Origin of the sequence: Nocardia sp. NPDC006044, from assembly GCF_042871115.1 — a bacterium.
GTDB lineage: Bacteria > Actinomycetota > Actinomycetes > Mycobacteriales > Mycobacteriaceae > Nocardia.
In genome coordinates this window covers 653,190-666,278 of sequence record NZ_JBIAID010000003.1, presented here as the reverse complement: position 1 = coordinate 666,278, position 13,089 = coordinate 653,190, and the positions used below count along the sequence as shown (strand labels likewise).

Genomic DNA, 13,089 nt, shown 5'->3' with positions numbered 1-13,089 from the left:
GCGCCCCCCCCCGCCCCCCCCCCCCCGCCCGGGGGGGGGGGGGGGGCCGGGGTGGGGGGGGGGGGGGGGGGGGGGGGGGGGGGCCGCGCCCCCCCCCCCCCCCCCCCCCCCCCCCCCCCCCCCCCCCCCCCCGCCGCGTTTCCGGTCGCGCCGGATTCGGTAGCGTCTGTGCTCGTGACCGACCGCGCGCGACAGCTCCCTCGCGATTCGTCGCGTGCCGGGGGTGTGGCGTGAGCGTGACGTCGTGGTTCGGGTCGCTGCGCGGCGGCGGAGTGCTGGGGTTCATCGACCGGGTGGTCAGTGACGGCGAAGTGGTGAACAGCCGGCGGCGCGGCTGGTTCGGCGCGCTGATGTCGTCGGTGTGGATGGCTTACATGATCGCGCCGATAGTGCAGGCGTGGTCGGACGGCGAGCGGCTGCGGGTGCTGCTGGCGGTAGGCACGCTGATCGCGTACGCGACGCTGATCCTGAGCACGTTCGTCATCTTCCGGCGCCGTGGCCCGGCTGAAGCGGTGGAGGATCGGCCGGCCGATCCACGGCTGTGGCCGTTCCTCGCCGGGATGGCCGCGTGCACGGCTTCCCTGATCGCGTTGCTCGGGCCGGTGGCCTTGCCCACCACGATCTTTGTCGCGGTGGCCGCGATCTTCCATCTGCCGGCCCGGGAGTCCGGCTACGTGATCCTGCCCGTCGCGCTGGTGCTGTTGTTCCTGCCGGTCGCTATTCCGAGCCTGTCCGGCACGCCGTTCTGGCTGGCCTTCATCCCGGTGGTGATCTGGGTGGCCAGGCAGTTGGGCCTGCGCGGCGAGCAGCTGGCGGAGCTGGCCCGGCGGCAACGGGCCGAGCTCGACATTGTGGAGGAACGCAACCGGGTAGCGCGCGACGTGCACGATATCCTCGGCCACTCGCTGACCGTGATCACGGTGAAAACCGAACTCGCGCAACGACTCATCGACGTCGACCTGACCAGGGCGCGAACCGAGCTGGCCGATATCGAGCGGCTCGCCCGGGAGGCGCTGGCCGGGGTGCGCGACACCGTCGGCGGGTTACGTGAGGTGTCGTTGCGCGGCGAACTCGCCAACGCGCGAACGGCATTGGCGGCCGCGGACATCGCCGCGGACCTGCCCGAAGACGCGCAGCTTCCGGAGACGGCACACAGCCAGTTGTTCGGCTGGGTGCTCCGCGAGGCGATCACCAACGTGATCCGGCACAGCGCGGCCCGGCACTGCACGGTCCGGGTCACGGCCGACAGCATCGAGGTGTCCGACGACGGTCGCGGCCTCGGCGTGAGCGGCGAGTCCAGCTCCGGGCTCGCCGGTCTGCGCGAGCGCGTCCGTGCCGCGGGCGGCACGCTGACCCTGTCCGCGCCTAAGGAAGGGGGCGTCCGTGTCCGCGCGATCGTTCCTGCCTGAACCAGCGTATTCCGTTGTGGCTCCGATTCGACACAGGAAGTGGGACAGATGATCCGGCTGTTGCTCGCCGACGATCAGGCGCTGGTGCGGGGTGCGCTCGCGGCGTTGCTGGGGCTGGAGTCCGACCTGGAGGTGGTGGGGGAGGTGGGGCGCGGTGACGAAGTGGTCGACGCCGTCGCGCGCACGAATCCCGACGTGGTGCTGCTCGATGTGGAAATGCCCGGGCTGGACGGCATCTCGGTTGCCGCGCAGCTGCATGCCAGCCATCCTGAGGTACGCGTGTTGATGGTGACGACCTTCGGCCGGCCCGGCTACCTCCGCCGCGCGATCGATTCGGGTGCCAGCGGGTTCGTGGTAAAGGACACTCCGGCAAGGGAATTGGCCGACGCTGTCCGGCGAGTACAGATGGGCCTGCGGGTGGTCGACCCCGCCCTGGCCGCCGAAACCCTCACCGCCGGAACGTCCCCGCTGACCGAACGCGAACGCGAGGTGCTGTCGGCCGCCGCGGACGGCGCGACCGCGGGCGCCATCGCCAAGCAACTGCATCTCTCCGAGGGCACCGTCCGCAACCACCTGTCCGCCGCCATCGGCAAAACCGGCACCACCACCCGCGCCGAAGCCGTCCGCGCCGCCGAACGTCTCGGCTGGCTCTGACCGCGGCGATCGGCCGAGCGCGGCGCCGGCGTTCGCCGTGGTGCGGGAATAGGTCTCGCCCGAGGTGTGAATCAGGGAGATTCCTGATGCGCCGCACCGCTTTTGCTGGTTTGCTCGCAGTACCGGCCACAGCGGACCAGGCGAAGGAGCGAATGTGGTGAACGCGGTCGAAGCCACCACCTGGGTGTGGCTGGCGCTGGAGATCGGCTTACGCATACGAGATCGATTGCGCCGCAGGGGTTCTACCGAGAAGGACGGCGGCACCCGGTTGACCCTGGTGATCGTCGTCGCGGTCGCTGCCAACATCGCCCTGTACGTCGCGGACTTCCTGCCCGCGCACAGCGTGTTTCAATTCCCCGGTGCGCATCTGCCGTGGCAGATCGCCGGGACCGCGATCATGTGGCTGGGGCTGGTCGTGCGGATCTGGGCGATCGTCGTGCTCGGCAGTTCGTTCCGCACGACCGTCGAGGTCGACACCGATCAGGCGGTCGTCGATCGGGGTCCGTACCGATGGGTGCGCCACCCGTCCTACACCGGAATTCTGCTGATCATGGTCGGCCTGGGCCTGGCCGCGGCCAACTGGATATCGTTGGTCGTCGCCGTCGTGCTGCCGGTCTACGCTCTCGGCCGACGAATCGACGTCGAAGAGAAAGCTCTGGTCGAGACCCTCGGCCGCCCCTACGAGGAGTATCGGACCGGCACCAAACGGCTCGTTCCCGGCCTGTGGTGAGCCGCTCGCTGATAGTCATCTGAGAATCCGGCAAACGCGACACTTTCGACCCCGCCCGCTGCGTTGACACTGGTGAGAAGGCTAACGCGGCCACACGAAGGAGTTCGGAATGAGCCTCATCGGCACCCTGATCGGTTACGCCCTGACCGTGTTCATCGTGTTGCTGCTCGCGCGGATGGTGTTCGACTGGATGGCCGCCCTCGGCAACAGCCCGAGCTGGGCCACCCGGCCCCGCGAGTTCACGCACGCCGCCACCGAGCCGGTGATCGCGCCGGTGCGGCGAGTGCTCCAGCCCATTCGGGCCGGCGGCCTGTCCATCGACCTGGCCTTCACCGCGGTGTTCATCGTCGCCCTGGTGCTGCGCGGGATCGCGTTCAGCCTCTGACCTCGCCTCCGGCGGCAGGTCCGTCGTAGGCGAGCAGCGTGCGCAGACCGCGGGCCAGGGTGCCCGGTTCGAGATCGCCGATGATCAAGTGCTGCAACATGAATCCGGGCAGCACGCCCATGAGCGCGGTGGCCGTCGCGTGCGTGTCGGCGTCGGCGGGGAGCCAGCCCGCGTCGCGCATACGCTCGGTGTATTCGTAGCAGCAGGTGCGAATGCCCAGGATCGCCTGCTTGACGTACTCGGCGGCGTCCGTGTTCACCAGCGCCAGCGCCCACGCCTGCGGGGCCAGTCGCAGCGGGCCTTCGGGTCCGCTGTTCGCGACCATGTGCTCGGCCATCGCGGCGACGAATCGGTCCGGCGTCGGGAGTGGATCGGTGTGAATCAGCTCGGTCATCAGCGCGCGTAGCGGCACCGTGGTCTGGGTGGCCAGCGCCGCGATGAGGTCGTCCTTGCTCTTGAAGTAGCGGTAGACGGCGCCGGCAGACAGCCCGGATTCGGCGAAGACATCCTGCATGGACGTCTCGTGGAAGCCCTTACGAGCGAAGCACAGGCGAGCGGCGTCGAGGATCTGCTGACGGCGGCGTTCCAGGTGTTCTTCGCTGACTCTGGGCATGCTCACAAAGTAAAACGAACATCCGTTCTTGACAAGTCCCAGTGCGCGGGCGACGATATCCCCATTAAAGAAAACGGTCATTCGATTTACGGGAGAACGTCATGACCACCACCCAGCGCGCGCTCGCCGTCGCCGTCGGCGCCGCCCTGCTTCAGGCCCTGATGCTGATCGCCTTCGCCTGGCCCGCCGCCAATATCGCCCCGCGCGATCTGCCGATCGCCGTCACCGGCCCGCAGGCCGACCTGGTCGTGACCCAGCTCGCCGGGCACAGTCCGGATGCTTTCGACATCGCCCGACCGGCCGACGAGACCGCCGCGCGCGCCGCCATCGAGGACCGGGAGGTGTACGGCGCCATCGTCACCGGCGACGGACCGCCGCGCGTCTTGATCGCCTCCGCCGCGAGTCCGGCTGTCGCGCAACAACTCACGCAGATCGGCCAGCAACTGGCCGGGGGACCGGCGCCCCGGGTCGAGGATGTGGTGGCCGCCGATCCCGACGATCCGCGCGGTACCGCGTTCGGCGCGATGGTGCTGCCGCTGGCGTTGTCCGGGATCGCCGCGGGCGTGCTGCTCAGCCTGCTGATTCCGACGGTCGGCGGAAAAGCGCTGGGGCTGGTCACCTTCGGCGTGGTCGGCGGCCTGCTGAGCATGGAGATCATCCACGGCTGGATGTCGGTGGTGCCGGGTTCCTACCTCGAACTGTCCGCCGTCGCCGGACTCGTCTCGTTCGCCGTCGCCGGTGCCGTCGTCGGGCTCTCCACCGCTATCGGCCGAGCCGGCATCGGCGTCGCCGCCCTGACCATGCTGCTCGTCGGCAACCCGTTCTCCGCCGCCACCTCGGCCCCCGAACTCCTCCCGCAACCCTGGGGCGCCATCGGCCAGCTCCTCCCGCCCGGCGCCGCCGCCTCCCTGCTCCGCTCGGTCGCCTTCTTCGACGGCGCGGGTGCCGCCAAACCCCTTGTCGTACTGCTCATCTGGGCCCTATCCGCCCTGGCCCTCCTCGCCCTCGGCGCCCTGCGCACCCGCCGCCCCGCCGAGATTTCCACCACCCCGGTCCCCGTCACCACAAGCTGACCGCACGAAGCCGCACACCCCCTGATTTCCCGCACACGCAATCGCATGCGATTCGATATGCGGGAAATCAGGGGGTGTGCGTGTGTCAGCTGACGGTGAAGGCGAGGGTGGGGGCGGTGGCGGCGCCCTCTTCCTTCTGGCTGTTGTAGGTCAGGACGTAGTTGCCGGTGGCAGGCGCGGGGACGACGAAGACGACGTAGTTCTTCGCGTTGTCGATGGTCTTGCCGGCGTCGAGCAACTCGTTGATCGGGCTGCGGTCGTCGGCGACGATGCTCTGGCCGTCGGGGGTCTTCAGCGAGAAGTACTCGGTGAAAATATTCAGTCCGCCGGCCGGAATCCCTGATCCGCCAGTGATTTTGATGTGCAGGGCGAGTTCGTCTTTACCGTGCTCGCCCTTGGTGTAGCTCGGGCCGAGTTTGCCCGCGGTCACCTGGATGGTGGTCTGGTCCTGCACCAGCGTGCCGGTGACGGGGAGCGTCTTCGGCTGCACGCTGTCCACCTTGCCCGCGGTGCTGAGCGGGATCTTGGTCTGATTGTCCGCGGCCTGCCCGTACACCACGGTCATCGTGTCGATCAGGTGCTCGGCGTCCTTGGCGGACTTGACCGACGTGGTCACCTTGCCGGTCGCCGAGCCGCCGCCGGGCACCGTCGGGTTGTCCCACGATGCGCCGCCGTCGACCTCGCTGCCGACCAGCAGCGAGGTGTTGTTGCTCATCGTCTTGTTGTCCAGCGTGGTGTTCTTGTAAGTGATGTCGATCAGCACTTTCGCGCCGCCGAATTCGTCCGGCACCACGGTCGCCTTGTTGACCGTGATGTCGAAGCCTTCGAACCAGCCGGTCTTGCCGACAGTGCGCACCGTCGACTGGCCCGCGCCCGAATTGCTGCCCGGCGAGCCGTTGGCCACCGCGCTGGTGGTCGGTGTCGCGGAGGCCGGTGTCGCCGTGCCGTCCTTGTCGTTGCAGGCGGTCAGGGCCAGTGTGGCCGCGCCGAGCAGCGCGACCGCGGTTGCGGCCGTGCGGATTCGGCGGCTACGGGCCGGAACTACGGATGAAAGCAAGGTCGTGCGCACGGCTGAGCCTCCCGGAAGATGTGCGACCCCAGAGCGCGACACCCGGGTAGGCCGGGCGTTCGTGGGTTCGTGTTGAAATCTGCACGGGGAGGCTCGATGTTAACCAGGGCTCGGTCCGCTGAGTGAACCGAAGCGTGGACTACATCGTGGTCCGGCCGTCCCCATGGTCGGCCGACGCACAGGACTCGCACGTGCCGAACACCTCCATGGTGTGGCTGACCTCGGTGAACCCGTGCTCACGCGCGATCGCGCCTGCCCAGGCCTCCACGGTCGGGCCCTCCACCTCGACGGTGCGCCCGCAGTGCCGGCAGACCAGATGATGATGGTGCCCGGTAGAACACTGGCGATACACGGACTCGCCGGAGTCGGTGCGCAACACGTCGACCAGACCGGCATCGGCCAGCGACTGGAGCGTGCGATAGACCGTGGTCAGCCCGATGCCTTCGCCGCGCTTGCGCAACTCGTCGTGCAGTTCCTGCGCGGACCGGAATTCCTCGATGTCACCGAGCAGCGCCGCGATGGCGCTGCGCTGCCTGGTACTGCGGATGCCGACCGGCTTCTGCGGAACGACACTGTTCTCTGGCACGAATTACCCTTCCTCGGCGTGCGCGACGGCGTCGACCACGATATGCGCGAGATGGTCGTCGACGAGTTCGTAGAGCACCTCGCGACCGGACCGCTCGCCGTGGACGACGCCCGCGGACTTGAGGATGCGCAGATGCTGGCTGACCAGCGGTTGGGTGACCCCGAGCGCGTCGACCAGCTCGTGCACACAGCGCGGCGACTCGCGTAACTGCAGCACGATGGCGATGCGGACCGGCGCGGCCAGGGCGCGCAGCAGCTCGCCCGCGTCCTCCAGGACGGTCCGCGCGGGTACCGGCGCGGGCGCGGGCGCGCGGTACGGGTTGTGCGGATGGGTGGTGGCGGTCTCGGCGGTCATGGCACCAACTCCTTATTGGAAAGCGATCCCATTTTGATATGCACAGTTGCGCATGTCAAACGGACGCGCCGGAGCGTGCGGGTCCACACTGACACGGACAGCGGTTGCCCGTGCGGTGGAACGTCGGTTGGGCAGGGCCGATAGTCTGTCTTCGTATCGTTGCGTCCGTGCAAAACAATGGCCTGAACGCACAATCCGACTCGTAGTGGATGGAGAATTCTCGAGTGGCACCCAAGTCGAAGGTGGACACCGTTGCCAACCTCGCCAAGCGCCGGGGTCTGGTGTACCCGAGCGGTGAGATCTACGGAGGCACCAAGTCGGCCTGGGACTACGGTCCGCTGGGCGTCGAGCTCAAGGAGAACATCAAGCGCCAGTGGTGGCGGTCGATGGTCACCAGCCGCGAGGACATCGTCGGCCTCGACTCGTCGGTGATCCTGCCGCGCCAGGTCTGGGTGGCCTCGGGTCACGTCGGCGTGTTCAACGATCCGCTGGTCGAGTGCTTGAACTGCCATCACCGCTTCCGGCAGGACCACCTGCAGGAGGCGTACGCGCTCAAGCACAAGATCGACGATCCGGACACGGTCACGATGGACCTGCTCGCGTGCCCGAACTGCGGCACCGTCGGCAAGTGGACCGAGCCGCGCGACTTCAACATGATGCTCAAGACCTACCTCGGCCCGATCGAGTCCGAGGAGGGCATGCACTACCTGCGGCCCGAGACCGCGCAGGGCATCTTCGTCAACTTCGCGAACGTGATGACCACCGCGCGCAAGAAGCCGCCGTTCGGCATCGCCCAGATCGGCAAGAGCTTCCGCAACGAGATCACCCCCGGCAACTTCATCTTCCGCACCCGCGAGTTCGAGCAGATGGAGATGGAGTTCTTCGTCAAGCCGGGCGAGGACGCGGAGTGGCACAAGTACTGGATCGAGACCCGTTTCTCCTGGTACACCGACCTCGGCATCAACCCGGACAACCTGCGGCTCTACGAGCACCCGAAGGAAAAGCTGTCGCACTACTCGGCGGGCACCACCGACATCGAGTACCGCTTCGGCTTCCAGGGCAACGAGTGGGGTGAGCTCGAAGGCGTCGCCAACCGCACCGACTTCGACCTCAAGACGCACTCCGAGCACTCCGGCACCGAGCTCAGCTTCTTCGACCAGACCACCAACGAGCGCTACGTGCCCTACGTCATCGAGCCCGCGGCCGGCCTGACCCGTTCGCTGATGGCGTTCCTGGTCGACGCCTACGCCGAGGACGAGGCGCCGAATGCCAAGGGCGGCGTGGACACTCGCACGGTGCTGCGCCTGGACCGCAGGCTCGCCCCGGTCAAGGCGGCGGTACTTCCGTTGTCGCGCAACGCGGATCTGACGCCTAAGGCGAAAGACCTTGCCGCGCAACTGCGCCGGAACTGGAACGTGGAGTTCGACGACGCCGGCGCGATCGGCCGCCGCTACCGCAGGCAGGACGAGATCGGCACCCCGTTCTGCATCACGGTCGACTTCGACACCCTCGACGATCAGGCGGTGACCATCCGCGAGCGCGACTCGATGACGCAGGAGCGGATCGCGCTGGACAAGGTGGAGGGCTACCTGGCTCAGCATCTGCTGGGTTCCTGAGCTTCGACCGAACGACCCGCACCGGATGATCGGTGCGGGTCGTTCGTCGTTTCAGCGCGTCGGCGGCAGCGGGGGAGTCGGTGGGGTCGGCGGGATCTGCGGACGTTCCGAGCCGGAACCGTTGCCGCGCACCGTGATTCCGATCGCCGTCGGGATGAGCAACGCCATACCCCAGGGCACGGCCACCCAGAACGGCCAGAAATAGCCCGCGCCGGTGGCCACCCAGATCAACAGAGTCAGCATGTTCACGAAAACCCAAGGGGTCCACATGATGACGGCCCACTGCGGTATCCGCTTCACGTCGCGGGAGCGCGAAACGCGCTGCGCCGGCAGGTCGGCCAGCACCGGATTCAGCTCGCCATAGGTCTTGGCGGAATACACCTGTTGCAGCCGGTCGTCGTATTCGTGCAGCGTCAGCCTGCCCTCGTTCATCGCGTGCCGCAGTTGTTCGACGACTTTTTCGCGGTCGGCATCAGACGCCCGCACATTCTCCGCTCCCACGGTTGTCAGCGTAGGACGGTTCCGGGCGATCCGCCCTCCAATTGCCGGTCTGCGGGTTTTCGGCCGTGGCGCCCGGGAAATATCCGGGCCGGGCGGTCCGTTGACGCTCGATGTGCCGTTAGTCACCGAATCGAGGAGCTCAGCATGGCAAGAGCGGTGAAGTTCGATCGATATGGCGGGATCGACGAGTTGCGGGTGGTCGAGGTGCCGACGCCGACCGCCGGGCCTGGGCAGGTGGTGGTCGCCGTGGTCGCGGCGGGCATCAATCCGGGCGAGGCGTCCATCCGCAGCGGGGCGTTGCACGATCGCTGGCCGTCGACGTTTCCGTCGGGGGAGGGGACCGATTTCGCCGGACGCGTCGTCGAGCTCGGGGCGCAGGTCGGGGGGATCGAGGTCGGGGACGAGGTGCTCGGGTTCACCGACGAACGCGCCAGTCACGCGACACATGTGGTGGTGCCGTTCGCCCAGGTGACGCCCAAGCCCGCCGGGCTGGACTGGGATGTGGCCGGCGCGTTGTATGTCGCGGGCACAACGGCTTTCGCGGCTATTCGAGCGGTAGAGGCGAACGCGGGCGACACGGTGGTCGTGTCCGGCGCCGCCGGCGGGGTCGGCTCGATCGCGGTGCAACTGCTGCGGGCGCGCGGGGCCGAGGTGATCGGGATCGCCGGCGAGGCGAACCACGGCTGGCTGCGGAAGGTCGGCGTTACGCCGGTCGCGTACGGTGACGGGCTGATCGATCGGCTCCGGGCCGCCGCGCCGGACGGTGTGGACGCGTTCATCGATACGTTCGGTGCCGACTACGTGGACATCGCCGTAGAACTCGGCGTTCCGGTCGACCGAATCGACACCATCATCAACTTCGCCGCCGTCGAGAAGTACGGCGTGAAGGCCGACGGCAACGCCGCCGCGGGCACCATCGATGTGCTCACCGAGCTGGCCGACCTCGCCGCGGCAGGCACCATCGAGGTGCCGATCGCCGCCGTGTACCCGCTCGACAAGGTCCAAGACGCGTACCGCGAGCTGGAACAGCGGCACACCCGCGGCAAGATCGTCCTGCACCCCTGACTTCCCGCACCACTCTTGATTTCCCGCACCGAGAATCGCATGCAATTCTCGGTGCGGGAAGTCAGAAGTAGTGCGTTTGTAATGGTGTATGTGCGCGCGGTCGGCGCGGTGCCGGTGACGGATAGCAGCAGAGGTCGGCGGCGGCACGGCTGGAACCAGGCGTACGGCATCGATTCCGGGCGGTAGGCGCCGCCGCGGCGTGCAGGCCGTCACGGACTATCGCCAAGCTGTTCGTGGTCAGCGCCGCGGCACTGACCAGTCGGCAGCTGTTCGCTGCTAGTCGGGGACGTCCCAGAAGGCGAGTTCGTGGCGCATGCCTTCGCGGAACAGGGTTTTCGCGCGGTCCGGGTCTGGGCCGGCTTCGTCGATCATTTGGGCGCAGCGGCGGGTGAGGGCGGCGAAGGCGGGGTCGGCGTAGGTGTCGACCCAGCGGCGGTAGCGCGGCTCGGCGGGCGGGTTCTCGGCGAGCCGGGCGCCCAGCGTGGAGTAGCCCCACATGCACGGGTAGAGGGCCACGAGGCCTTCGGCGTAGTCGGCGGCCGAGTCGAGCAGGAACGTCGTATATGCCTCGCAGGCAACGCCTTTGGTGACACCACCGAGGTCGGCGCCGAACTCCGCGGCCAGTGAGCGGTGCAGCGCCAGCTCGTCGTGATAGGTGGCGTGCGCAAGGTCCACCAGGTCGCCGAGGTGCGCCGGCGGGGCCTGCCAGGCCAGGCGGCTGAACACGCGGACATAGTCGAGCAGGAAGAGGTAGTCCTGCTCCAGCCAGGAACGGAAGACCGGCTCGGGCAGGTCGCCCTTGGCGATGCCCGCCACGGTGGGGTGCTCGAGCTGATGCTCGACCAGCGGGCGGCCGAGTTCTTCCAGATGTGCGGCGAGACTCATGTCGTCCAGTCTCGCGCATCCGTTCGTTTGCGCCCCGGCCGGTGTTGCCGCACGCTTGCGAGGTGTTTCGGGATGAGGATGCGATGGTGCGTGTGCTGGCGCCGTCGGAACAGCGGTTCGTCCGTCACGGCACCTACACGGGCCGATCGGTGTCGGTGGCGGGCGAGCTCGATGTGGCGGCGTTGAAGGAAGCTTTCGCCGCATTGCAGGTGGCGTTTCCGGTGGTGCTCTGCCGGATCGGGGAGGACGCGGCGGGCACGGGATATCTACTGCGCCCGGGGGATTCGCCGATCGAGGCTTCGGTGACCGAGGGTGACGTGGAGACTGTGGGTTTGCCGGCGACGCCGGTGAACCCGGAAACGCAGCTGGCGTATCTGGACGCGGTGGTGTCCGGCGCGGATCGATGGCGGGTCACCTTGTTCGCGCATCACAGCATCGCCGACGCCGGGCATTGCGTCGAACTGTTGTCGCGGTTCTGGGGTTTCTATACCGATATCGTCGAATCCGCGCCGATAAGTGTTGTGCCGCAGGAGTATCCGCAATCGTTGGAGTGGCATGCGGCCAGGCGCGGGATTGTCGCGGACGCGGTGTCCGGCTTCGAGGCGGTGACCGAGCCGCTGCCCGCGGCGGCAGCGGCTGTGCCCGTCGGTGATCCGGCGCCCAGCTCGCTTGCCCGGCCCGAGCGTGTTCGGCTGGATGAAGCGACGACGGCACGGATCGTGGCGCTGGGCCATCGCCGGGGTGTCAGCGTGAACGGGTTGATCACGGCGGCGCTGCTTCGTGCGTACGCCTCCGAAACACCCGATGCCACAGCCGGTCCGGTACCGCTGGGATGCCTGTACCCAGTGGATATGCGGGCCCGCCTGGACCCGCGAGTGGCACCCGCCGAGGGCACCAACATGGCCGGACTCGCGTCGTTCGCCGCCGATATCGATCTCGCGGGCAGCGTTCTCGAACTGGCCCAACGGATTTCGGAAAGACTGAGCGCGGACCTGGCCGCAGGCATCGTGCAACAGTCAGTCCTGCACTTCCCCGACTTCTACGGCCCCAACCGAATCCACTCCCTGGCCGGCCACATCGCGATCACCAACACCGGCGCCGTACCCCGATTCCGAACCCCCGCCGGCCTCACCCTGACCGACTACGAAATCGTCTACCTCTCCGCCCACCCCAAGCCCTCCACCGGCGCCTCCGCCGCAATCACCTTCCTCGTCTACACCTTCCACGGCCAACTAGCCGTCGGCCTCCTCGGCGGCGCCGACGCAGACCGCATGCTCACTGCGATACGCCGAGAGCTGACCGCGTTATCCACCGAGATGATCGAGGAGTAGTTGCCGATCGCCGAAGCAATCGATCGCATCACCGCGAATCGCTACGGAGGGTCGGCGACGAGTAGGCCCGCCCATCGATGACCGCCCCGCGGACCGAATGCTCGCCGTGGTCGCGACGCGGCGAGTCAGCCTCGTCGGCAAGCTCACTTGAGCAGCTTCCAGCGGCCAGTGGCGCACGCCGTTCGCGCAGTTCGGGCACAGCTTGGTCGCGCTCATCGCCTACGAACTGGCTCGCAGGCCGTGCGCCGAGGCGCACCCAAACCGACGCACCTGCTCGTCTCGGGCAGGCGGGCGCCGCAGGTCCCCGCGCGGGTGCCCCTCATCCACGAGGCGGACGAGGCCGAATTCGCCGACGTCCGGAGTCTCGGCGGAACCCTGTCGACTTCGGCGTACGCGGGGCAAGATCGAGCAGTATCACGCCTGCTCGAATGGCGTGGGAACCGTTGCTCGCGCCGTGTCCATTGCTGGTCTGGTCGCCGCGCCCGACTGTCGCAGGGCGGCGATACATCCCGCGCGGCAAGTGCTGCTCGTAGCTGACGCAGGTGGGGTTGCCCTGGTCGGTGCGGCGCGGGCGATCGGTGATGAGCGCGTCGGCCTGCGGGGACCGGGGTTACCTGTCGATGCGCGTCCCCGCAGAGTGGTCGCCCGCCGCAGGCACGGGTGCAAACCTCGCCGGGCTCACGGCGATTTCAGTCAATCACCTTCGAGCGCTCGACATTGGCGTACGCGGGCGAGCTCGAGCGATGTCCCTTCCAGTCGAATGGCGCCGGACCGTATTGCGTTCATTCCTGGTTCGGCTGTCGCGCTCCCCACGGCTG

The 13,089-nt window shown here is 68.0% G+C and carries 14 protein-coding genes; 8 read left to right on the top strand and 6 right to left on the bottom strand.

Annotated features, from left to right (window positions below; translation table 11 throughout):
* Positions 1 to 230: 230 nt before the first annotated feature.
* From ACFYO1_RS27535 to ACFYO1_RS27520, 4 genes are all read left to right on the top strand, one after another.
* Positions 231 to 1,409, top strand: a complete 1,179-nt coding sequence (locus tag ACFYO1_RS27535) for a sensor histidine kinase (RefSeq protein WP_387236737.1) — start codon at positions 231 to 233, stop codon at positions 1,407 to 1,409.
* 48 nt (positions 1,410 to 1,457) lie between these two features.
* Complete coding sequence (locus ACFYO1_RS27530; protein ID WP_387236735.1) at positions 1,458 to 2,063, top strand: response regulator; 606 nt, start codon at positions 1,458 to 1,460, stop codon at positions 2,061 to 2,063.
* A 157-nt stretch (positions 2,064 to 2,220) separates the two neighbouring features.
* Positions 2,221 to 2,793, top strand: a complete 573-nt coding sequence (locus ACFYO1_RS27525) for a methyltransferase family protein (RefSeq protein WP_387236733.1) — start codon at positions 2,221 to 2,223, stop codon at positions 2,791 to 2,793.
* A 109-nt stretch (positions 2,794 to 2,902) separates the two neighbouring features.
* Positions 2,903 to 3,178, top strand: a complete 276-nt coding sequence (locus tag ACFYO1_RS27520; protein ID WP_387236731.1) for a YggT family protein — start codon at positions 2,903 to 2,905, stop codon at positions 3,176 to 3,178.
* Here ACFYO1_RS27520 and ACFYO1_RS27515 read toward each other — a convergent pair.
* Positions 3,168 to 3,791: a TetR/AcrR family transcriptional regulator gene (locus tag ACFYO1_RS27515; RefSeq protein WP_387236729.1), complete on the bottom strand. Its 624-nt coding sequence runs from the start codon at positions 3,789 to 3,791 to the stop codon at positions 3,168 to 3,170. The two genes, ACFYO1_RS27520 and ACFYO1_RS27515, sit on opposite strands and share 11 nt — an antisense overlap.
* Before the next feature lie 101 nt (positions 3,792 to 3,892).
* On the opposite strand from ACFYO1_RS27515, the gene ACFYO1_RS27510 reads away from it, so the two are divergent.
* Positions 3,893 to 4,864, top strand: a complete 972-nt coding sequence (locus tag ACFYO1_RS27510; RefSeq protein WP_387236727.1) for a hypothetical protein — start codon at positions 3,893 to 3,895, stop codon at positions 4,862 to 4,864.
* A gap of 85 nt (positions 4,865 to 4,949) precedes the next feature.
* Here the strand turns inward: ACFYO1_RS27510 and ACFYO1_RS27505 are convergent, their stop codons facing one another.
* The 3 genes from ACFYO1_RS27505 to ACFYO1_RS27495 all read right to left on the bottom strand — a co-directional run bounded on the left by ACFYO1_RS27505 (position 4,950) and on the right by ACFYO1_RS27495 (position 6,873).
* Positions 4,950 to 5,933 (bottom strand): hypothetical protein, encoded by a 984-nt coding sequence (locus ACFYO1_RS27505; protein ID WP_387236725.1) that lies wholly within the window; start codon positions 5,931 to 5,933, stop codon positions 4,950 to 4,952.
* Between the two features lie 139 nt (positions 5,934 to 6,072).
* Entirely contained in the window at positions 6,073 to 6,519 is a 447-nt protein-coding gene (locus ACFYO1_RS27500) for a Fur family transcriptional regulator (RefSeq protein WP_387236723.1), read from the bottom strand.
* Between the two features lie 3 nt (positions 6,520 to 6,522).
* Complete coding sequence (locus tag ACFYO1_RS27495; protein ID WP_378720565.1) at positions 6,523 to 6,873, bottom strand: ArsR/SmtB family transcription factor; 351 nt, start codon at positions 6,871 to 6,873, stop codon at positions 6,523 to 6,525.
* A gap of 224 nt (positions 6,874 to 7,097) precedes the next feature.
* Here ACFYO1_RS27495 and ACFYO1_RS27490 point away from each other — a divergent pair, with 224 nt between their 5' ends.
* Positions 7,098 to 8,489, top strand: coding sequence for a glycine--tRNA ligase (locus tag ACFYO1_RS27490; RefSeq protein ID WP_364728362.1), 1,392 nt, complete (start codon positions 7,098 to 7,100; stop codon positions 8,487 to 8,489).
* Between the two features lie 51 nt (positions 8,490 to 8,540).
* On the opposite strand, the gene ACFYO1_RS27485 is transcribed toward ACFYO1_RS27490, so the two are convergent.
* Positions 8,541 to 8,990 carry a DUF1707 domain-containing protein gene (locus ACFYO1_RS27485; RefSeq protein WP_387236721.1) on the bottom strand — a complete coding sequence of 150 codons (450 nt, stop codon included), beginning with the start codon at positions 8,988 to 8,990 and terminating at the stop codon, positions 8,541 to 8,543.
* 144 nt (positions 8,991 to 9,134) lie between these two features.
* On the opposite strand from ACFYO1_RS27485, the gene ACFYO1_RS27480 reads away from it, so the two are divergent.
* Entirely contained in the window at positions 9,135 to 10,055 is a 921-nt protein-coding gene (locus tag ACFYO1_RS27480) for an NADP-dependent oxidoreductase (protein WP_387236719.1), read from the top strand.
* Between the two features lie 276 nt (positions 10,056 to 10,331).
* Here the strand turns inward: ACFYO1_RS27480 and ACFYO1_RS27475 are convergent, their stop codons facing one another.
* A complete protein-coding gene (locus ACFYO1_RS27475) occupies positions 10,332 to 10,940 on the bottom strand; it encodes a TenA family protein (protein WP_387236716.1) in 609 nt (202 codons plus the stop codon).
* Between the two features lie 83 nt (positions 10,941 to 11,023).
* Here ACFYO1_RS27475 and ACFYO1_RS27470 point away from each other — a divergent pair, with 83 nt between their 5' ends.
* Complete coding sequence (locus ACFYO1_RS27470; protein WP_387236714.1) at positions 11,024 to 12,271, top strand: acyltransferase; 1,248 nt, start codon at positions 11,024 to 11,026, stop codon at positions 12,269 to 12,271.
* The last annotated feature ends 818 nt before the right edge of the window (positions 12,272 to 13,089 follow it).

Excerpts from the sequence above, each read along its gene's own strand:
- ACFYO1_RS27515 (WP_387236729.1), bottom strand. The coding sequence starts at position 3,791 with ATGCCCAGAGTCAGCGAAGAACACCTGGAACGCCGCCGTCAGCAGATC.
- ACFYO1_RS27480 (WP_387236719.1), top strand. The coding sequence starts at position 9,135 with ATGGCAAGAGCGGTGAAGTTCGATCGATATGGCGGGATCGACGAGTTG.
- ACFYO1_RS27475 (WP_387236716.1), bottom strand. The coding sequence starts at position 10,940 with ATGAGTCTCGCCGCACATCTGGAAGAACTCGGCCGCCCGCTGGTCGAG.
- ACFYO1_RS27510 (WP_387236727.1), top strand. The coding sequence starts at position 3,893 with ATGACCACCACCCAGCGCGCGCTCGCCGTCGCCGTCGGCGCCGCCCTG.
- ACFYO1_RS27495 (WP_378720565.1), bottom strand. The coding sequence starts at position 6,873 with ATGACCGCCGAGACCGCCACCACCCATCCGCACAACCCGTACCGCGCG.
- ACFYO1_RS27520 (WP_387236731.1), top strand. The coding sequence starts at position 2,903 with ATGAGCCTCATCGGCACCCTGATCGGTTACGCCCTGACCGTGTTCATC.
- ACFYO1_RS27470 (WP_387236714.1), top strand. The coding sequence starts at position 11,024 with ATGGTGCGTGTGCTGGCGCCGTCGGAACAGCGGTTCGTCCGTCACGGC.
- ACFYO1_RS27530 (WP_387236735.1), top strand. The coding sequence starts at position 1,458 with ATGATCCGGCTGTTGCTCGCCGACGATCAGGCGCTGGTGCGGGGTGCG.